This is a genomic window from Candidatus Poriferisodalis sp. (genome assembly GCF_965208485.1).
In the GTDB taxonomy this organism is placed as follows: domain Bacteria; phylum Actinomycetota; class Acidimicrobiia; order Acidimicrobiales; family Poriferisodalaceae; genus Poriferisodalis.
Window position 1 is genome coordinate 3993785 of the sequence record NZ_OZ242344.1, and the last position, 19916, is coordinate 4013700.

General features: G+C 65.2%; 17 protein-coding genes. 13 read left to right on the forward strand and 4 right to left on the reverse strand.

Annotated features, from left to right (window positions below; all coding sequences use genetic code 11):
* Positions 1-2 precede the first annotated feature (2 nt).
* Both ACOGXQ_RS18305 and ACOGXQ_RS18310 read right to left on the reverse strand, forming a co-directional pair.
* The gene (locus ACOGXQ_RS18305) at positions 3-1175 is read right to left on the reverse strand and encodes a HEPN-associated N-terminal domain-containing protein (protein ID WP_419945039.1); all 1173 of its coding nucleotides are present in this window, start codon (positions 1173-1175) and stop codon (positions 3-5) included.
* Positions 1176-1246: 71 nt separating this feature from the next.
* Positions 1247-1474 (reverse strand): hypothetical protein, encoded by a 228-nt coding sequence (locus ACOGXQ_RS18310; RefSeq protein ID WP_419945040.1) that lies wholly within the window; start codon positions 1472-1474, stop codon positions 1247-1249.
* Positions 1475-1639: 165 nt separating this feature from the next.
* On the opposite strand from ACOGXQ_RS18310, the gene ACOGXQ_RS18315 reads away from it, so the two are divergent.
* From ACOGXQ_RS18315 to ACOGXQ_RS18340, 6 genes are all read left to right on the forward strand, one after another.
* Positions 1640-2614, forward strand: coding sequence for an AAA family ATPase (locus tag ACOGXQ_RS18315; RefSeq protein WP_419945041.1), 975 nt, complete (start codon positions 1640-1642; stop codon positions 2612-2614).
* A complete protein-coding gene (locus tag ACOGXQ_RS18320) occupies positions 2614-5157 on the forward strand; it encodes a S8 family peptidase (protein WP_419945042.1) in 2544 nt (847 codons plus the stop codon). Before ACOGXQ_RS18315 ends, ACOGXQ_RS18320 begins: the two co-directional genes overlap by 1 nt.
* 69 nt (positions 5158-5226) lie before the next feature.
* Positions 5227-6000 carry an SRPBCC family protein gene (locus ACOGXQ_RS18325; protein WP_419945043.1) on the forward strand — a complete coding sequence of 258 codons (774 nt, stop codon included), beginning with the start codon at positions 5227-5229 and terminating at the stop codon, positions 5998-6000.
* 184 nt (positions 6001-6184) lie between these two features.
* On the forward strand, positions 6185-7516 hold the full coding sequence (locus ACOGXQ_RS18330; protein ID WP_419945044.1) for an IS1380 family transposase: 1332 nt from the start codon (positions 6185-6187) through the stop codon (positions 7514-7516).
* A gap of 680 nt (positions 7517-8196) precedes the next feature.
* Positions 8197-9363 carry an acyl-CoA dehydrogenase family protein gene (locus ACOGXQ_RS18335; protein ID WP_419945045.1) on the forward strand — a complete coding sequence of 389 codons (1167 nt, stop codon included), beginning with the start codon at positions 8197-8199 and terminating at the stop codon, positions 9361-9363.
* 72 nt (positions 9364-9435) lie between these two features.
* Complete coding sequence (locus ACOGXQ_RS18340) at positions 9436-10581, forward strand: CaiB/BaiF CoA transferase family protein (protein WP_419945046.1); 1146 nt, start codon at positions 9436-9438, stop codon at positions 10579-10581.
* A 34-nt stretch (positions 10582-10615) separates the two neighbouring features.
* On the opposite strand, the gene ACOGXQ_RS18345 is transcribed toward ACOGXQ_RS18340, so the two are convergent.
* Complete coding sequence (locus ACOGXQ_RS18345; RefSeq protein ID WP_419945047.1) at positions 10616-10951, reverse strand: DUF7508 domain-containing protein; 336 nt, start codon at positions 10949-10951, stop codon at positions 10616-10618.
* 90 nt (positions 10952-11041) lie between these two features.
* Positions 11042-11959 (reverse strand): DapH/DapD/GlmU-related protein, encoded by a 918-nt coding sequence (locus tag ACOGXQ_RS18350; RefSeq protein ID WP_419945048.1) that lies wholly within the window; start codon positions 11957-11959, stop codon positions 11042-11044.
* 112 nt (positions 11960-12071) lie between these two features.
* Here ACOGXQ_RS18350 and ACOGXQ_RS18355 point away from each other — a divergent pair, with 112 nt between their 5' ends.
* The 7 genes from ACOGXQ_RS18355 (at position 12072) to ACOGXQ_RS18385 (ending at position 19904) form a co-directional block, all read left to right on the forward strand.
* A complete protein-coding gene (locus ACOGXQ_RS18355) occupies positions 12072-13958 on the forward strand; it encodes a hypothetical protein (protein ID WP_419945049.1) in 1887 nt (628 codons plus the stop codon).
* Between the two features lie 27 nt (positions 13959-13985).
* Positions 13986-14237 (forward strand): antitoxin MazE-like protein, encoded by a 252-nt coding sequence (locus tag ACOGXQ_RS18360; RefSeq protein ID WP_419945050.1) that lies wholly within the window; start codon positions 13986-13988, stop codon positions 14235-14237.
* Positions 14238-14316: 79 nt separating this feature from the next.
* Entirely contained in the window at positions 14317-16254 is a 1938-nt protein-coding gene (locus ACOGXQ_RS18365) for a hypothetical protein (RefSeq protein WP_419945051.1), read from the forward strand.
* Positions 16251-18086, forward strand: a complete 1836-nt coding sequence (locus ACOGXQ_RS18370) for a hypothetical protein (protein WP_419945052.1) — start codon at positions 16251-16253, stop codon at positions 18084-18086. The genes ACOGXQ_RS18365 and ACOGXQ_RS18370 overlap by 4 nt, the downstream gene beginning before the upstream one ends.
* Positions 18087-18143: 57 nt before the next feature.
* Positions 18144-18365 carry an antitoxin MazE family protein gene (locus ACOGXQ_RS18375; RefSeq protein WP_419945053.1) on the forward strand — a complete coding sequence of 74 codons (222 nt, stop codon included), beginning with the start codon at positions 18144-18146 and terminating at the stop codon, positions 18363-18365.
* Entirely contained in the window at positions 18362-18688 is a 327-nt protein-coding gene (locus tag ACOGXQ_RS18380) for a type II toxin-antitoxin system PemK/MazF family toxin (protein ID WP_419945054.1), read from the forward strand. Before ACOGXQ_RS18375 ends, ACOGXQ_RS18380 begins: the two co-directional genes overlap by 4 nt.
* Positions 18689-18767: 79 nt before the next feature.
* On the forward strand, positions 18768-19904 hold the full coding sequence (locus tag ACOGXQ_RS18385; RefSeq protein WP_419945055.1) for a nitronate monooxygenase: 1137 nt from the start codon (positions 18768-18770) through the stop codon (positions 19902-19904).
* Positions 19905-19916: the final 12 nt, after the last annotated feature.

Below are 19916 nucleotides of genomic sequence, written 5' to 3' on the forward strand. Positions count from 1 at the left end.
ATCTAGATCCCCGTATTGGCTCTTGTGCTTGCGCTTCCTTCGATCAGGAGAAGCCCTGGTTCCGAACTGGCATCGCACTCAGGAGCATCGAGACAGCGATGGTTCGGAATATTCAGGGCAATGCACTCACCATCAGCAACCGACGAACGATATATCAGTCCGCGGGTGGGCGGCTCTTGGTCAGCGCGGAAGACATGCAGCAGGAACTCAGTTACGATCTGGGTCGGTACATACTCTAATCCTGCGTCATCTGAATCGACTGATTTGCTGAGTTCTGCGGCAAACCGATGTAGGAAATCGATCTCCCTGCGCAAATGGCCTAAGTCTGGGTCGAAGATGCTAGGAGTGTCCGGTAGTGATGTAAGGTCGACTACCTTTATCTTCGATGATGGCTCGAATGCGGCCACAGTCACATATCGACGGCTGTCGTCTTCGCTGGCTTCCTTGACTGCTGTCTCTTCATCGAGGGCACCATAGAACAGAGGGATACCCGCAGGACTCATGCGGTTGTCTTTGCGCGCCAGTTTCTTCGGAACCGTTCCGAGTCGCGTTGCGCTGAGTTGAATCTCGGGTTCGTCGTGGCAGTGCGCCCGCCAGAAGCATCGCTCGTCCGTGGTGTCCTTGAAGAGCTCGAGCTCTGAAAGAAGCCGCGCAATGTAGTCCAGTATGCGAGAGAGTTGAATCTCGCCTGCGCCGATATCTTCGACTTCAGGGAGCAGCCAAATCACATATCGAGTGTGATACTTGACGGCTTCGCAAAACTCTGTCCAGGCGTCAGTGAGCACCTCATCGCGACGACGTGTAACCCAGTCCTTCTCCACCCAAATATCATAGTGTATGGCATCGCAGACAGCCATGAGGAGCTCTTCTGACTTGAAGACATACTCAAAGTCCCAGACGAGCTGATACGTATCCCACTTTAGGTTGATAAGAAACCCGCCTTCGCGTCCTTCCCAAGGAACGCTGTCAATTGCTAGTTCGAATTCATTCTTGAGCCCATCCACGAAGGCACCGACAAGCGAATCGAGAGGCGCCGCAGGTGATCTTCCACAGAAGTCGCAGCAGTGATCTATGTCTAAATCTGCTTGGACAATCGATTCAAGCGCATCTTCTTCGATGCAGCCCATGCAGACAGACTTGTCGCTACTCGACCAACCTCGCTCATGTTCTTCCATCTGGCGGCGATTCCAATATCCCATTCAACGCTTCCTGACGTCCTCAAGCGTCGAGTTCGACGCGGACGAATTCAGCTGTCGGCCAGCATGTTCAGTAGCTCCTGGTGGCGCTCGAGGTTCCTTCTCAGGAGCATTTGGAATTCGGGATCCTTGCGACGTCGCTCGACGTGCTCTGCGAGAGCGTTGCGGATCACGTCGCTCACGGTCGATCCTGTGATCTCGGCAACGGCTCGGGCTTGGTCGGCCAGTGTGCGGTCAATGCGCAGCGTCAGGTTCTTCATGTCTTCCCTTGCAGGCATCTGATCCTCCCCACAGCAGGATTGTCGTCGCACGCCGCGGGACATCTAGATAGTATGATATCTAGCTATCTGCATATACAGTATTGGCCCACCGCGCTGCCTTCGCTTCGTCTGATGCGAGGTGGTGGGCCGGGGTACCGTCAGGGGCTCAGGGAGGCTGGTGGCATGGCGACGGCGGACCAGGTCAAGGCGCTCATCAAGAGCCATGCGTCTGGCGATGACGAGCGCTTCTACGCGGTCGCGTTGCAGCTTGCTGCTACAGAGGCTCGCAGCGGCCATGCGACGTACGCGCAGGACCTCAAGGCACTCATTGACGCGGGGAGGGGCCAGCCGCATGCCGCGGTGCCTACCCCAGTCGCGGCACCTCGTGGAGAGCTCGCATCGTTGCTCACGGCCGCGTATCCCGATGAGCGTCTCGCCGACATGGCATTGGCGGCTCCGTTGCGCCGCGAGCTGAAACGCATGCTCCACGAGCAGCGCCAGCGGGACCGGCTGCGTTCTCGCGGGTTCGTGCCTGCTCGGCTGCTGCTGCTCGTAGGGCCGCCAGGTACTGGCAAGACAATGACCGCGCGGGCACTAGCGGGTGAATTGTCGCTGCCGCTGTTCGCAGTGCGGCTGGACGGCCTCATTACGAAGTTCATGGGCGAGACGGCTGCCAAGCTGCGAATGATCTTCGATGCCATGGCCGCCACGACCGGCGTCTATCTGTTCGACGAAGTCGATGCGCTGGCGGGCACGAGAGCGGCGCCGAACGACGTGGGCGAGATCAAGCGTGTGCTGAACTCCTTCCTGCAGTTCTTGGAAGACGACACTTCCGACAGCATTCTGATTGCGACATCCAATGTGCCCGAGGCATTGGACCGAGCCCTGTTTCGACGTTTCGACACCCGCTTGGAGTACTGCCTTCCGGATGTGCGGATCGGGAACATGGTCATCCGCAACCGTCTCGCAGCACTCGATCTCGCTGACATTGATTGGCGCAAGGTCGGTCCTGCAGCGAAGGGGCTGAGCCACAGCGAGATCACCCTCGCAGCAGAACAGGCAGCCAAGGCCAGCATCCTGGCCGAGAGAAGTACCGTCGACACTCAGACGCTCTTGGATGCGCTCCAAGCCCGACATCGAGACAACGCTCACTCGTAGTGGCCGAACGGAATCGCCCCCACGTAGTCGTCACTGCACCGGCGGCCGTCGAGAGCTACCGACCTGCCTCGTCAGGTCGCGATGGAAAATCACCCCCGTCGCCGGGCGATCGCGAGGCGCACAGCCGACTTCTGAGCGAACGGCTTGAGTCCGCACTCGATGTCGCCCAGAACCAGCGCACGTCGGAGCGCGAGATCGAAGTGGAAGGAACCATCGACGGCATCTACGTGGAATTCGAGTCATTTCCCGGATATGAGCTCGCGCTTCAATCTCTCGAACCCCGTGATTCCAAACTCCATCCGGAGCTGCGCGCAGTAAAGGACGTCACCGTTGAAGGGCGCGTCGTCCAAGTGGCGACAGTCTTCGTGCCTGATCAACAAGTCGGTGGCTTTCTGCGCAAGTTTGAGGAGTACGCCAACGAGAACACGCCGAAGGGCAATCCGCGCAACCAACAGCTCGTTGAGCGCATCGCTGACCTGCGCCTCGCGACACTCGAGGCTTTCTGGACTGAACCGGCTGAGCTGTTTCCCCCGCCCGATGAACGCGCTTGGTGGGAGCTGTGGCTACGCGAAAGAGATGGAGTCGAGGAGCGAGTCAGTTCGTTCGCCGAACAGACAGACGTGATAGTCGGTCCGTCCCGGCTGATATTCAGCGAACGGCGCGTGATGCTCGTCCAGGCGACAGCGCGGCAGCTGTCGTCGGCGATCGGCGTCTTAGATGACCTTGCGGAGCTTCGCCGCCCAACCGTGGCAGCTCAACCCTTGGCGGACTGGTCCGCAGCCGATCAGAGCGCTCTCGTCGATGACCTTGCTAACCGCATCGAACCGCCTGAACCGGGCGCGCCCGCAGTGTGTCTGCTTGACACCGGCATTGACGCGGTCCATCCGCTCATCGCGCCCGCGCTGGCACGCGCGGATGCACAGGCGTGTAGTCCGCTGTGGGATGCGACCGACCGTCATGGACACGGGACACAAATGGCCGGAGCAGCTCTTTACCTGGATCTCGGCCACGCACTGCTCTCGTTTGAGCCAGTGAGAATCACTAGGTGGCTTGAGTCGGTGAAGATCCTGCCGAACCAAGGCCATAACGAGGAGCAGCTCTACGCTGCCCTGACGGCGCAGGCAGTCTCGCTGCCGGAAATCGCGCACCCAGCACGGGATCGCATCTTCGTTACAGCGGTGTCGGCAGCACGGAGGCGCGATGCGGATGGCTCAGCGCTCGGCCAACCCTCAGGGTGGTCAGCTGCACTCGATGCACTCGCTGCCGGACAGGCGATTGACGCTTCTAGTGATGGCGTTGTCACGCTCCTGGATGATGAGCAGACCCGCGCGCGGCTGTTTCTGGTATCCGCCGGAAATGTGCGGCGACCGTACGAACCCGACCATCTCACGCGGTCTGATCTTGAGCCGGTCGAAGACCCCGGCCAAGCGTGGAATGCCGTCACTGTCGGAGCTTCGACGGAATTGCAGGACTTGTCTGCTGAGGTCGGCTTTGGCGGCTGGCGCCCGCTGGCACCGCACGGTGAACTCTCGCCGTTCAGCCGCACTTCTGTTGGTTTCAAGAGCATTTGGCCTCACAAGCCCGATGTCGTGTTTGAAGGCGGGAATGCCGCCGAGTCGCCTGCTGGCACAACTATCGACACGCCCGGTTCGCTGGGTGTGCTGACAACCCGCTCCACGGCTCTAGGCGGCCGTCTACTCACGACGATGACGGGAACCAGTCCGGCAACGGCCGCGGTTGGAGGCATCGCTGCTGACCTTCAGGCGGGTTATCCGGACTTCTGGCCGGAGACGCTTCGCGCCCTCGTCGTGCAGTCGGCACGGTGGTCGCCTCGAATGGTCGCCAGTACGCCGGATGGTCGGAAACGGGATCATCGGGATCGGGTGCGTCGCTACGGATGGGGGGTGCCGGACCGGGATCGGGCGCTACGCAGTGCCGATGACGCCGTGACCTTGATAGTCCAGGACACGATCCATCCGTTCAGCGACGGAACGATGCGGGAAATGCATCTCCATGACCTTCCGTGGCCCAGTGCAGTGCTCGCTGACCTTGGGGTCACACAAGTCCAGCTCCGGGTCGCTCTGTCCTACTTCGTCTTGCCGAACCCGTCGCGTCTCGGATGGAAGAGCAGGTTTCGCTACGCATCGCATGGGCTGAGGTTCGACATTCGCCGAGCAACCGAGTCCCGGGACGAGTTTCGCGAGCGCCTCAATCTCCTAGCGCGCGCCGAGGACGAAGAGCGAACTCCTCCCGCCGATGACACCGGCGAGTGGTTTCTAGGCCCGCAGGAGCGCGTCCGTGGCTCCTTGCACGTCGATCATTGGACAGGTTCAGCGGCCGATCTGGCGCAGCGTGCCACGATCGCCGTCTTTCCTGTTACTGGCTGGTGGAAGGAATTGCGGAACCGAGACCGCAGCGATCTTGGTGCTCGCTACTCGCTCATCGTCACCATAGAAAGCCCCGAGGTCGAGGTCGATCTCTGGACACCTGTCGCAGTTGCGGCAGGCACCGCTGTCCCGATCGAGGTCCGCACCGATGGCTGACGCTTCCAGGGCACTCTGCCCCGCTCCGGAGGGTCTGCCAATGCTGCCGCAATCGGGCAAGCTGAGGGCATGACGGACACGGGACGGGCTATTGATCTGTCGGTCGAGGTGATCGGCGACGTTGAGACGGTGTGGCGAGCGGTGGCGACGGGACCGGGGATCTCGTCGTGGTATGTGCCTCACACTGTCGAGGAACGTGCTGGGGGAGCGGGGGTTGCATCGTTCGGGCCCGAGCCCGAGATGCAGATCGCCGGCCGGGTCGCCGTGTGGGAGCCGCCGCATCGGATCGTGTTCGACGGCGGCGAGGGCGTCGGCGGGCTCACGTTCGAGTGGACCGTCGAGCCGCACGGCGACAACACCTGCACCGTGCGTCTGCACAACGCCGGCTTCGGCGACGGCGACCCGCAGTACGACGCCATGGTGGACGGCTGGAAGCTGTTCATGGCCAACCTGCAGCTCCACCTCGAGCACTTCGCCGGGCAGACCGCCACCTCGGCGCTGCCGATGGTGATGTGGCCGGTCACGCCCGAGGAGGGGTGGGAGATCCTCGCCGGCGGGCTCGGCATCGACAAGATGCCCGAGGTCGGCGAGCGGTTCGACGTGGCCGCGGACGACGACACGAGGCTGGGCGGCATCGTCATCGACACCGGCCCCCGCCGCATCAGCCTGCTGGCCGACACCCCCGCCCCCGGCACGGCCTTCCTGACCTCCGAGGACGGCGGCGGCTTCACCATGGTCTCGGTCTGGCTGTACCTCTACGGCCCCGATGGCGCCGCCATAGCCGAGCGCGACGATGCCCGCTGGCGCGCCTGGCTCGCCGACCGAGTCCCCGAGACCGACTGAGGCACTGACCGCCATCTCGAGATCAGCGCCGAACACCGCTTGGTTCGCTTGCCGCATTCCCTTAACCCCGATCCACCGGTTCGGTTGGGCTGGTGGGGGTTTGCGTCCACCAGAAAGGCCTCCTGACGTGGCATTTTGCCGTTTGTGAGAACGCGGCGTGATGCCATGACGGGAGGCACTTTCTGTGAGCGATGATACGCGGTTGTTGGACCGGGTCGAGGCAGTGTTCGACGAGGGCTCTTTGGTGGGGGACGCGGGTCTGCTGGCGGTGGGCACCTTGGCGGGCCGGCTGGGCTTGGAGGGCTTGATCGACGAGACGGTGCGTCCGCCGGCGGCGGGCCGCGGGTCGGGAGCGAAGGTGCTCACGGCGGTGTGCTCGATGCTGGTGGGCGGGTCGTTCTTCTCTGACGCGGATCGGCTGCGGGCCGGCTCGGCTGGGTCGGTGGTTGGGTTCGCGCCGGTGGCGCCGTCCACGCTGGGGACGTTCGCGAGGTCGTTCTCGTGGGGTCATGTGCGCCAGCTCGACCGCGCCCAGGAGCTCGCGTTGGGCCGTGCGTGGGCTGCTGGGGCCGCCCCGGCCGCGGAAGCGATCACGGTCGACATCGACTCCACGCTGTGGGGGGTGCACAGCGACGCGAAGCACGGCGCCGCGTACGGCCACGGCGGGCGGCTCGGCTATCACCCGCTGGTGGCGGCCCGCGACGACACCGGTGAGATCGTGCACTCCCGGATGCGCAAGGGCTCCTCGCAGCGGGGACACGTCGATTTCGCCGCGGAGACCTTGGCGCGGGTGCGCCGCCTGGCGCCGGGCGCGGCGCTCACGCTTCGAGCTGACGCGGGGTTCTTCTCGTGGGACCTGATCGACAAGCTCGACGCGCACGGCACGAGGTTCCTGATCGCGATCGCCCGCAACCCTGCTGTCGACAAGGCGATCGCCGCCATCGGCGACGACGACTGGACACCGATCGGCTACACCGACGACGGCGAAGCCCAGGTCGCCCAGGCCACGCTGACCAGCGGCCGACGCGCCGCGGGCAAGCCCAAGCGCACGGTCCGCCTCGTGGTGCGCCGCACCCGCCTCGTCGGCGACCAAGCCGAGCTGTGGCCGAACTGGCGCCACCACGCCGTGGTCACCGACATACCCGCTGAGGGGCTCGACACCAAAGCAGCCGACACCGCGTACCGCGCTCACGCCCGCGTCGAGCAAGCCATCCGCGACATCAAAGCCGGCGGCCTCGCCCACTGCCCCTCAGGACGGTTCGCGGCGAACGCCGCCTGGCTCGCCTTCGCCGTCCTCGCCCACAACATCGCACGCTGGACCGCGCGCATCGGCCGGGTCCACGAACCCCGCAAGCTCACCGTTGGGGCCACCATCGCCCGACGCCTGCTCAACATCCCCGGACGGCTCGTCAACCGCAGCGGCCGACCCACCCTGCGGCTCCCGGCCCGATGGCCCTGGGCAGCCCAGTTCACCGCCGCGCTGCGACACATCCGCAACCTGCCCCAGCGCTGCTGAGCAAACCCCAGCGCCACGCAGCGCCGCGCAGCACACCCCCGAGGCGCAGCACACAAACCACCCCCCAAGCCGCCGCCGACCCCGCACGCGTCCGAACCCACCAAACCCGCCCCAGCCACAAACCAACCCACCCACAACCCGCCCAACACCACACCACCCACCCCACCGGTGGATCCGGGCTTAACAGGATGCTGAAATATGCAGGTCTGGCCGGAAGCACAAGCCCCTGACCTGCGGGTTTGCAACTGGACACCGCCTGAGAATCGACTTTTTCAGCATCCTGCTAGGCGCGGCACATGTGGTTTGACGAGCAGCCGGTGCTGCAATCCGGCTTCGCCAGCCTCGATCCGTCGCTGTGGCGACCCTTGTTCAGCGCCCGCGGCTTGACCGACCCGGAGCGCGCACTGCGTCAGATGGGTCTGTTGAGCGAACACACCCAAGGCGTCCTGCGGGCGTCAGTGGCGGGAGTCCTGCTTTGCAGTCAGACTCATCAAGCTTGGCTGCCCCAAGCCCGCATTACGGCAACTCGTTATTCGGGTGTCTCACAGGCAGCAGGTCAGTCTGATACACGTGAAATCGAGGGTCCGCTTCGACGGCACCAGTCGACGTGGACCCGCTCGATTCGGCTCGGAGATCTAGCATCGGGCGCCGACGCGGCGACAGCGCGAAGGGGGCACGGCGTGGACTTCTCCATGAGCGACGAGCAGGAGCTGATCGTGGAGACGGTTCGGCGCTTCGTGGAAAGCGAGATCATCCCGCTGGAGGCCGACCTCGACCCTGACGCCGGCGAGCTGGAACCCGATGACGCTGCCCGTCTCATCCAGATGACCCGTGACATGGGCTTCTACGGCCTCGACATTCCCGCCGAGTACGGGGGTCCCGGTCTCGATACCACCACTCGAGCCCTCATGGCCATCGAGATGTCCAAGCATCGCGCTGGCCTGTACAACCCGTGCTACGGCACCTTCGGCGGGGCCGGGCTGGCGCAGCTCTACGAGGCCACCGACGAGCAGAAGGAACGCTGGCTCTACCCGACCTTGCGCGGCGAGAAGATGGGCTGTTTCGCCCTGACCGAGCCCTCGGGCGGCTCCGATCCCGGGCGGGCCATCCGCACCCGGGGCTACAAGGACGGCGACGAGTGGGTGCTGAACGGCTCGAAGCTGTTCATCTCCGGCGCTGACAAGGCCGACTATGCGCTGCTGTTCGCCCGCACCTCCGACGACCCCGGCCGAAACGGCGTCACGGCGTTCATCGTCGATACCGACACGCCCGGGTTCAACGTGCGCCGCGTGGTGCACACGCTGCGAGCCACCCGCTATGCCACCGAGCTGGAGTTCGCCGACATGCGGGTGCCCCACAGCCATGTGCTCGGCGAGGTGAACGGGGGGTTCGGCATCGCCAACGATCGGCTCAGCCGCCAGCGCATCCCGTATGCGGCGGGCTGCCTGGGGCCGGCGATCCTGGCGCAGGAGATGGCGATCGAGTGGGTCCGCAGCCGTGAGACGTTCGGGTCGTTGCTGGCCGAGAAGCAGGCGGTCCAGTGGATGATCGTCGACAACGAGATCGACATCCGTCACGGACGCTGGTGCGTGCTCGAGGCAGCCCAGAAGGCCGACCGCGGCGAGCGGTTCCGCACCGAAGCGGCGATGGCCAAGCTCGTCGCTTCCGAGGCGGCCGGTCGGGTGGTGGATCGCTGCATCCAGATCCACGGCGGCATCGGGGTCACCAAGGACCTGCCGCTCGAGCGCTGGTACCGGGAGCTGCGGATCCGCCGGATCGGCGAGGGTCCCAGCGAGGTACAGCGGCTGATCATGGCCCGCGACATCCTCGGTGGGAGCTTCAAGTGAGCGAGTCAGACGCCCAGCCAGGCGGCGCATTGCGGCCGCTGCGGCGCACCGCTGCCGCTCGACGGGGTGGTGGTGCTGGATCTCGGGCAGATCTACCAAGGCCCCTATGCCGGCTTGCTCATGGCGTATTCGGGAGCCCGCGTGATCAAGGTGGAGCATCCCCGCGGTGAGACGCTGCGGGGGCACAGCCACGGGCTGCCTTTCGCCATGCTCAACTCGTCGAAAGAGACCGTGTCGCTGGATCTCAAGTCGCCACGGGGCCGGGAACTGTTCATCGAGCTGGCCAACGGGGCCGATGCGGTGCTGTGCAACTTCGCTCCCGGCGTGCCGGAGCGGCTCGGCATCGATGCCGAGACGCTGTGGCAGACGAATCCCAAGCTGGTGTTCGCGCAGGCCAGCGGCTACGGCCTCGACGGCCCGGATGCACAGCGGACTGCCATGGACGTCACCGTTCAGGCGCACATGGGCGTCATGAGCATCAACGGTTTTGCCGATCGTCCGCCGGTGAAATCCGGGGCGACGTTCATCGATTTCCTCGGCGGTACCCACCTGTACGGCGCGGTGGTGACGGCGTTGTTCGAGGCGCAGCGGACAGGTCGGGGACGTCTGGTGTCGACGTCCATGGCGGAGGCCACCTACTACACGCTCACCACGTCGCTGCAGGCATGGCAGATGCACGGGGTAACTGGACGCATGGGCAATCGCAACGCCGCCATGAGCGTTTCGCCGTCCAACGTGTACCCCTGCAGCGACGGGCACATCGCATTGATCGCAGCCATGAACTCGCACTGGCGGGCGGTGCTGGAGGTGGTCGGCCGCGCTGACCTGCTCGACGACGAGCGCCTGCGCAGCAATGCGGGACGCTGCGAGCACATGGACGAGGTGGACGAGTTGGTGTCGCGCTGGACGTCAGAGCAGACCCGCGCGGATGCGGCCGCGGCCTTCGGGGCGGCCGGTGTGCCGGTGGCCGAAGTGCGCGAGGTCACCGACGTGGTCCACGACGAGCACATGATCGAGCGAGGCTTCCTGCAATGGACCGAGCTGGACGGCTTGGGCGAGATCCCGCTGGCGCACAGCCCGCTGCACTGGCACGGCTCGGACCTGCGCGAGCTCGAGCCGTACCGACCCGTCGGCGCTGACAACGAGGCGGTCTACCGCGAGTTCTGCGGTCTCGGCGCCGACGATCTCGCCGCCTTGGCCGACGAGCGCATCATCTGATCTGCCGGAGCCTCAGCGCCGCGACCCGGGGCGGTCAGGCGGGGGAGAGGCGCCCGACTCGTGCTGCTTGGTCGCGCTGCAGTTCGGGAAGATCGCCGCGGTCGGCGAGGTGCAGCATCAGCAGTTCGTCCCAGCGGCTGCGGTAGTTAGAGGTGAACTCGCAGCGGAACTGCGTGGCCGCGGCACCCAGTCGCTCGATTTCTCTCCACAGAGCGGACTGCATGCCGAACAGCTCACGGGCGCCGGCATAGCCGACCGACAGCACCGTGCCGTCCGAATCAGCCACGTGGTACACGCCGAGCTGTGCCGGCAGCGTGGCAATCGCGGCCTCGTCGAGCGGCCGCCAAGGCTTGTCAAGCCGAATCCCCATGTGCCTTCCCGAGCATTCGCGGTGGCTCCAGACGTTACCGGTCGCCCCCAGTGCCATCCCGAGCCAGCAGGCTCGATGAGAGGCCGCGATTCAGTTCTTGTGAAGTTCGGGGTTGATGCCTTCCCAGCGGCCAGGATCGGCTACCCGCATCTCGATGGCACCGGTGACGCTGTTGCGTATCAGCAGCATGCCCGAGTGTCCCGAGATGTCCCGACCCTTCACGACCGAGCCGTCGGGAAGGGTCACCAGGCTGCCCGCGGTCACGTAGAGGCCTGCCTCCACGGTGCAGTTGTCGCCGAGTGCTATGCCGATGCCCGAGTTGGCGCCCAGCAGGCAGTGCTCACCGATCGAGACCCGTTCCCTGCCGCCGCCCGACAGCATGCCCATGGTCGACGCGCTGCCGCCGAGATCCGAATGCGCTCCGATCACCACGCCAGCGGAGATGCGCCCCTCGACCATGGCGGGGCCGAGCGTGCCGGCGTTGAAGTTGACGAACCCCTCGTGCATGACGGTGGTGCCCTCGGCCAGGTGGGCACCCAGGCGCACCCGGTCGGCGTCGCCGATGCGCACGCCCGCTGGGATCACGTAGTCGACCATGCGCGGGATCTTGTCGACGGCGGTGACGGAGACGGGCTGGCTGACGGCGGCCGCCGCAGACCGCAGATCGTCGACGCGTTCAGGCAGCACCGGCCCTGCACTGGTCCACGCGCAGTTCGTCATCAGGCCGAACATGCCGTCGAGGTTCGCGTCGTGAGGCTTGATCTCCCGGCGGCTCAGCAGATGCAGCCGCAGGTACGCATCTGCCAGGTCCGCCGGCGGCGCATCGAGGTCGTCAATCGTGACGGTGACCGTCTCGCCCACGTTCACACCCAGTTCGACCGCCAGGCATGACCGCGCCGGTGGAAAGTCCGCCGTCGCGCCCACCGGAAACCAGGCGTCCAGCTGCGTTCCTGTCGCGGCGTCCACATAGCTGTGGCCGACTGCGCTGATGCTTCCCGAGTCGCTCATCCGCACATCCTGCCACCCCAACCCCCCAACCCGTCGCTGAATTCGACTCCCGCGTCGCCGTCCCTGCCAGCGCTACACCTACGTCGAGAAGCCCAGACATAGGCTCGACTCAGTGGTTCCTCAGAAACTGCTGGACCCGCCGATCCTTCGATTGGCGCTTGTCGGTGCCGCTTTCGCAATCGGCGCTCTAGCAGGTTGCGGTGGCATCACGACCGATCGTGTCTCGACGGGTGGCGACCAGCCTGAGGAATCCGACGCCGTCGGATCTGAATCCGTTCGTGAGCCACAACAGGTCGCCACCGTCGATGCAGAGTCCACTTCCCTCGACGCCGAAGACTCGACGACCGCTGACGCTGCGGCGGACATGTCACCCGAGGAACTGTCGACTGGCCCGGTACTCGAATGGGCCGAGGTCGAGCTCGACCTGCCAAATGGCATCGCGCTGTATGCCACGAGCGACGGCAGGATCGTGGCGGCAGGGAGTTCAGCCGCGAGCGACTCGTTCCCTACGACCTCGCATCTGCTCGTCACCGGAGATGGCACAACTTGGACGCGGATGCCGCTGCCAGACGAGATGCTCTTGCTCACGTCGAGCATCGACATGTCTGATGAGCTTGTTGCGATCAGCGGGGCGCTCTATGCAGAGCCTCCCGCCGGAGGAGACGTTGCCGATATCGGCGCGCAGGTCTTCGTTTCCGGCAATCAGGGCGCGACATGGAGCCAGGCGGCGTTGGACATTGAGGCCGCCCGTCGAGACGTCGGCGTTGACGAGACGGTGGGGTTCAGCCGTACTTCGGTGTATGTATCCGGCGACGGTGTTGTGGCTGCGGTTCAGGGACACACTCGGCTGGACGTCGCGTCATTGCTTGTCGATGCCGGACGCTTGGAGTCCGACGCGCGCGTCGCTGGCTGGGAGTCGGACGGCGAGTCGGTGCGCGTCTGGCTGGACAACAGCGACGGCAGCGAGACGGAGATTCGTTTTTCCCACGATGACCTGGCACTCTCGGACTCGCAGAAGGCGCTGCTTCGAGACGAGCGCGACGATCCCCTCAGCGGCGGGCGGGTTTTCCTGTTCAGCGGCGAGGAGACAGAACTCACGTTTCACGGGTCGTTTCGCGGATGGGCGAGCACGGGGAGTGCCGTTGACGGCGGCTTTCGCCTGATCCTGTACGCAGACGAGGGCGACAGTCTGCTGATATCGCCCGACGGCGAGTCGTGGAGCGTCCATCCACTTGGCCGCGACTCGTCCGCCGACGTGCTTCACCTCGACGCGTTCGCCCCCGACGGCACCCTGTGGACTGCCCGATTCTCGACCATCCTCGGCGGAGGGTTCGGCAGCTCGATTCACCGCCAGCAGGCCGGCGAGTCGGGTACACAGACTGCACACTTCCCAGTTTTCGAGGCGTTGGGCGGTCTCGCCGTCGGGGACGCAGGCCTGGTGGTCGGGGGCTTCACAGCGCTCGACGGCTCAGATTCCGCAACCGGCCAGTCCATGCCCGACGGGCGCCTGAACAAGGACGGCTACGAGCTTCGCTTCAACGAACCCGAGGGTGGAATCACTCTGTGGGACCTGACTGCCGGTGAGGCGGTATACGTCTTCAGTGCTGAGGCAGTCCAAGGCACCACGGAACCGCCTGGTGTTCGCACTGAGGGATCCGGCGACTCCGCCATGCTGACGTTCGAGGATCCTGACACCGGCGAGGACCTCGTCTCGTTCTCGATGGTCGAACTGTTCGAAGTCATGGGTCCTCCGCCGCCGATGGCTGCAGGCGTTCCGGAGCAGTGGGTCGGTTGGTCTCGCGACGGCGTTCAGTGGGGCTGGGAGTCAGCCCAGGAAGCGTTCGGCCTTGGCGACATGGACGCTGTGGCCAGATTCGCCGTAGGAGAGGAATTCGCGATCGCAATGGTGTGGCTCATCCCACCACCTGAACTCTCCAGCGGCGCCGATGAGGCCGGCCGAATTCCCGAGACGCGCTGGTTCATCGCTCGCGTTCCCTGAGCCGCTTCAGAAAAATCTGGGTGTTGCATGTACGTGTCAGATGCGACAATCCGTGCCGAGGCTGGAGGCAAGGCGAAGCAACGGAGCGCTTCAGGGGTGGCAGCCAACGTCAGCAGGCGTCGCAAGGAACTGCGCGAACGCGGTCTGCGATGGATCCAGATGTGCGTCATTGGCACTCCGCATGCGGACTTCGCTGAAGAAGCCCGACGGCAATCCGCAGCAACTGCGGCGAGTGAGCAAGCTGCTGACGATCAATCCTGTTTCGACGCCATTTCCTAACTCGACGCACGAAGCGCGGCGACATCTGGACTGCCGCCGCAACACCTCCAGTGAGAAGCCCAGACGTAGGCTTGACTCGGTGGTTCGTCAGCGGCTCACGAGAGCAGCAGGGCGGCTGCTTGCGTTGCTCGGCATCGTGGCCACGGCGTGGGCGTTGACGGGGTGTGGAGGCGGCGAGAGCGGCGTGGTCGCGGCTGAAGGCAGCGACGACGCCAACCAGGCGGTCGACACCGAAGCGGACAAACACGCCGACGAGCGGATTGAGACAGTCGCCGGCGAAGACGCTTCCTCGCAATCGGCAGCCCAGTCCGATCGCATCGACGCCACAGCGATCACCGATGACGACAATGCCGGGGTCTCCACACCCCAGGGCGCGTCCACTGGGCCGCTGCTGCAGTGGAGTGAGTTCCATCCGGGCGTCAGCGGATTCGGTGGGCTGTCCTCGATTGGCGACGGCCGGGTCGTGATCCGTGAAGAAACGTCGGCAGGGGCGTCGTTGCTCGTCAGCACCTCAGACGGCTCCGACTGGTCGGTCGTGTCGTTGCCAGCGGCTGTGTCGCCGCACGCCTTCGACTTGACCGGTGAACGGTGGGCGGTTGCTGGATGGTCGCACGAAGATCCGAGCGACGCCGACTTCAGCGGCCGGATCTACGTCTCCGACGACCGAGGTGTCAGCTGGACCGAAGCGAGACTTCGGGTGGACCCGCCCGACTTGCCCGAGCACACCATCGCTCACTCGAGCGTCGCCGCAGTTGCAACATCGGGCCCGCACGTCGTTGCAGTCGTCAGAACACACTTCTCCCTCGATTTCGAAGCGCTGTTGCGCGACCGCGGCCTGTTGCCGCCAGGCACACGCCCACATTGGATCTCCATCGCCGGTGACGGATTCGGCTTCGATATGAGCTTCGATGTGCTTGAAGAATCTGCCTCCGATGGCGCTCAACCAGGCGGTGCTTCGGGGGTGTCCGCCGAACCCCTGACATTCACGGTCGACGAACTCGGATTGTCGGCTGAGCAGATGGCGATCATCGAAGGAGCGCACGAACCGGGGTCCATTTGCGTGTACTCGGGCTCCGGCCCTGAACTCGCCGAAACGGCCGTCGTCGACGGTTGGTTGGCCGGCGGCATCGGCACCGATGACAGCTTTGCACTCTTGGTCGACTCCGGCCGAGACGGACTCACGATGTTCACCTCGGCAGATGGCCGGGCGTGGGACAGCCATGCTGTCGATCTGTCGTCGGCACAAGGCTGGTTCAGCGGTGCGGTTCTCGAGCCAGACGGCACCGTGTGGATGACCAGTTCGGACGGAAGGGGCAGCTCCCTCACGCGCTGGAGCGACAGCGGCAACGATGTCCGAACAACGTGGCTAGGCGACCTCAGTCGCTTCGGGGAGTTCAGCGTGGGGCCTGCAGGCCTTGCCGCGACAGCAATGCCGTCCCGTCCTGAGCTCTCTGGAGGAGGTTCCGACGATTCTGGACTGCCGGTCGGTCGGGTGGCCAAGGACGGCTACGAGCTCCGCTACGGCGAGCCGGAGGGCGGGATCACGCTGTGGGATCTCACCGCCGACTCACCCGTGTACGTGTTCGGCCCTGAGATCATCGAGAGCGCTGAGCCTCCAGAGGGCGTGCGCGAAGTCGAGGAAGGCGATGTCTTCGAGCTGACGTTCGAGGATCCTGACACGGGCGAGGACCTCGTGACGTTCACGATGGAGGATCTCGAAGCCGTATTCGGCGATCAGATGGAGACTCTGGACTCCCACAGCCCGGAAATGTGGGTGGGATGGTCGGCCAATGGCACGGCCTGGGGTTGGCAGACCGTCCAAGAGGCGTTCGGAATCGGCGACGTTGATGCACATGTAACCGTCGCCGTGGGCGGAGACTTCGTGGTCGCCTCCGTACACGTCTTCGAGCCGTTAGGAACGAGCAGTCTCCGTGAAGGCGGTTCCGCTGACGGCGGAGCGGTCGTGGCGAGCACAGTCGCCCGAGAGCAGCGCTGGTTCATCGCCCGAGTGCCGTGAACCTCTTGGGCACTCGCGGACGGAGCTGCCGCTCCGCCCTGCTTCTCATCGCTGCGGCTGCGCTGATCCTCGCGGCGTGCGCGCCCAGCAACGGGGACGTCCCGACGCCTGCTGATCTGTCGAACGGTCCGATTCTGCAGTGGGCTGAGGTCGACCTCGGGCTCGAGTCTGCGACGTTCGTGGAGACCACGAGCGACGGGCGCGTCGCGGTCGGCGGTCGCCTGCCTGGCGGAGCATTCGCCATTCGCGTCACTGACGACGGTCAAGAGTGGAGCGCGCTGCCGTTGCCCGAGGGTGTGGTACCGCTCACCGTGGACGCGAGCGGTGATCGGTGGGTGCTCATCGGCGCGCCCCCCGGCATCCATCGCGGCGATGCTGAGGTCTTCGGCGATGTGTTCGTCAGCGACGACCGTGGTGCGAGCTGGATCGAGGCGACGCTCGCTTCAATGCCGGACGAGCAGCCCCCGGATTACGCATCCCGGTCAATGCGGGTAGTGGACGTGTTCGCGTCGGGCCGTCAGGTTGTCGTAGCTGTACTCAGCTTCTCGACTTTCGACCTCGAGTCGCTGCTTGCGGATCGAGGTCTGATCCCCGATGGTGCCTTCATGGTGTATCGGACGCTGGACGACGACGCGATCGCGGTTGAGTTTCGCCGCCCGGCGAATGACGACAGTGCTGCGGAGGAGTTTGAAGTCATCCTGACCTACACCGAGCTCGCGCTCAGCGCGGAGCAGATTGTCGCTATCGAGCGCGACCAGAGCGACGCTCGCATTCATCTCTTCGGTGGTGACGGCACGACCCTTATGCACCAGGCGGAATCAGGCGGCTCGGAAGCGGTCGGGCGGTGGACCGAAGCGGGCTTCATCCTGCTGACCGATGACTGGTCACACGTCGCACCGCAGCCACAAGCGCCACCGGGGCCAGCCTCCGATGGAGTCGTCCTGATCGTGACGACTGAATCCCCTAGGAAGCTGAGCTCGCCTGACGGCAACGAATGGCGAAAGGGACCATTCGACGAGTACGCGGAGGGCACTCATCGAGAAGCGTCAGCGATCGACGCGGCAGGATTCGTCTGGTCATCATGGAGGGAAGGCTCCGAGCGGGGGCGGGTGCGCGTTACCCGCGAGTCTGCCGACCAACCTCCTGTCGAGACGGCGGTATTCGAGCACCTCAGCACCATCGATCAGCTACAGGCCGGACCAGCAGGTCTCGTGGCGTTTGCCACGTTGTCGATGCCCGATGGATGGTCGTACGCCCGGGCCGGGTATGCCGCGAAAAACGGCTACCAACTGCGCTACGACGAACCGTCCGGCGGCATGACGCTCTGGGATCTCAGTGCGGAGAGGGCGGTGTACGTGTTCGAGAGCCGCCTCTTCGACGGCCCTGACACGCCTGCGGGCACGCATCAGCAGGGTCAAGGGTTGTCGTACAAGCTGGTGTTCGACGATCCCGATACGGCCGATGAGCTTGTCACGTTTGATGCCTTCGACCTCCAGCCGGTGTTCGGGCAATGCTGGTGGACCTCCGGCCGACCTGGTGTCTTGGTGCAGCGGCAGGGGACGCAGTCGGGATGGGCCGCGGGTGTCTTTCCGGAGTTCTGGCCGTGGGTCGGATGGTCCGCAGACGGCGTCGACTGGGGCTGGCAAGCACTTCCCGAGGCATTCGACACCTGCGATTCGGGGGCCGATGTCAGGCTCGCTGTCGGCGCCGACTACCTCGTCGCGATGCTGCAGCCCTCCACGCCGCCTCGGATCGCTGACCCAGGCGACGGTGACAGTTCTGATCCGACTTCGCCAGCGGCACCCCGTCTGTTCGTCGCATACGTGCCCTGAACCTCTGCGGCGAAATGCACGGTGTTACATGTAACGCTGTCTGCCTAAGATGGAGACGTGGCGAAGCAGCAGGACGTTTCAGGGGTGGCGACCAGAGTCAGCAGGCATCGCAAGAAGCTGCGCGAGCAGGGTCTGCGACCGATCCAGATGTGGGTCATTGACACGCGGCACCCCGACTTCGCCGAAGAGGCTCGCAGGCAGGGTGCAGCGGTGGCGCAGAGCGCTGGCGAGGCTGACGATCAGGCGTTCATCGATGCCATCTCCGATCTCGACGTATGAAGCGCGGCGAAGTATGGACGGCAGCAGGCGGCAGCGAGTACGCGGGCAAGCCCAGGCCCGTTGTCATCATCCAAGACGACAGATTCGACACCACGGCTTCGGTCACGATCTGTGCTTTCACGACTGAACAGACCGCAGCGCCGTATTTTCGGCTGCCCGTGGAGCCTGACGACGAGAATGGCCTCGAGCGGCCCTCGAGCCTGATGGTCGACAAGGTCGCCGCAGTTCCGAGGTCCCGGCTCGGCCAACACATCGGTCGGCTCGGTGATGAGGACATGACACGGCTGGGCCGCGCTCTGGTCGTCTTCTTGGGATTGGCCTGACCAAGCGAGGCGATCCGCACCAGTCCGACAGGAGGTGTGTGCGCTGCGGGGGAGAGTGCTGCGCCGGTAGTTTCGGGGCATGAAGACACCTGTGTGCGAGATGCTGGGCTGCGACGTTCCGATCGTCGCGTTCACCCATTGCCGGGACGTGGTGGCGGCGGTGACCAAGGCGGGGGGCTTCGGCGTGCTCGGCGCAGCAGGTCACACCCCTGAGCAGCTCGACATCGACATGGGCTGGATCACCGACGAGGTGGGCGGCCGACCCTTCGGCGTGGACATCATCGTGCCCGCCAAGTACGAGGGCAAGTCTGAAGGCGAACTGTCGGTGAAGGACCTCAAGGCGATGATCCCGCCGGCGCACCGTGAGTTCCTCGACGACATGATGGAGCGCTACGACGTCCCGCCGCTGCCGGCCGAAGACAAACCCGGGGCGATCGCCGGCGACTCCGAGCCGCCCATGACCTACGCGCAGGCGGTGCCGCTCATGGACGTGGCGTTCTCGTACCCGATCCGCCTGGCCGTGAACGCACTCGGCCCGCCGCCTCCCGACATGATCGAGCGCGCTCACGACAACGACGTGCTGGTGGGGGCGCTGGCCGGCAAGAAGGTGCACGCCGAGCGCCATGTCGCCGCAGGCGTCGACATCGTGATCGCGCAGGGCCACGAGGCCGGCGGCCACACCGGCGACATCGCCACGATGGTGTTGGTGCCCGAAGTGGTGGACGCCATCGCACCGGTGCCGGTGCTGGCCGCTGGGGGCATCGGCAACGGCCGCCAGGTGGCCGCCTCGCTGGCGCTCGGCGCCCAGGGTGTGTGGTGCGGGTCGGTCTGGCTCACCACCCAGGAGGCCGAGACGCACCCCGTCGTGAAGGAGAAGTTCCTGGCGGCCGGCTCGTCGGACACGCTTCGCTCGCGCTCGCGCACCGGCAAGCCTGCCCGCCAGCTTCGCTCGGCCTGGACCGACGAGTGGGAGGGCGAGAACTCGCCGGGGACGCTCCCGATGCCGCTGCAGCCGATGCTGATCGGCGCCGCCAGCCGCCGCATCGACCGAGCGGCCATGAACCCCTCCAACAAGGGCGCGGTGGAGCTGGCCAACTACTTCGTCGGCCAGGTGGTCGGGCAGCTCAACGAGTCGATCTCGGCCACGCGGGTCGTCGAGGAGATGATCAGCGAGTATCTCGACGTCATGGAGCGCTTCGAGCAGCTCAACGCCTGAGCGCCGCCGGGT

Bases quoted from the DNA above. Each gene is read 5' to 3' on its own strand.
- ACOGXQ_RS18305 (WP_419945039.1), bottom strand. From the start codon at position 1,175: ATGGAAGAACATGAGCGAGGTTGGTCGAGTAGCGACAAGTCTGTCTGC.
- ACOGXQ_RS18315 (WP_419945041.1), top strand. From the start codon at position 1,640: ATGGCGACGGCGGACCAGGTCAAGGCGCTCATCAAGAGCCATGCGTCT.
- ACOGXQ_RS18310 (WP_419945040.1), bottom strand. From the start codon at position 1,474: ATGCCTGCAAGGGAAGACATGAAGAACCTGACGCTGCGCATTGACCGC.
- ACOGXQ_RS18325 (WP_419945043.1), top strand. From the start codon at position 5,227: ATGACGGACACGGGACGGGCTATTGATCTGTCGGTCGAGGTGATCGGC.
- ACOGXQ_RS18360 (WP_419945050.1), top strand. From the start codon at position 13,986: ATGTACGTGTCAGATGCGACAATCCGTGCCGAGGCTGGAGGCAAGGCG.
- ACOGXQ_RS18385 (WP_419945055.1), top strand. From the start codon at position 18,768: ATGAAGACACCTGTGTGCGAGATGCTGGGCTGCGACGTTCCGATCGTC.
- ACOGXQ_RS18350 (WP_419945048.1), bottom strand. From the start codon at position 11,959: ATGAGCGACTCGGGAAGCATCAGCGCAGTCGGCCACAGCTATGTGGAC.
- ACOGXQ_RS18345 (WP_419945047.1), bottom strand. From the start codon at position 10,951: ATGGGGATTCGGCTTGACAAGCCTTGGCGGCCGCTCGACGAGGCCGCG.
- ACOGXQ_RS18380 (WP_419945054.1), top strand. From the start codon at position 18,362: ATGAAGCGCGGCGAAGTATGGACGGCAGCAGGCGGCAGCGAGTACGCG.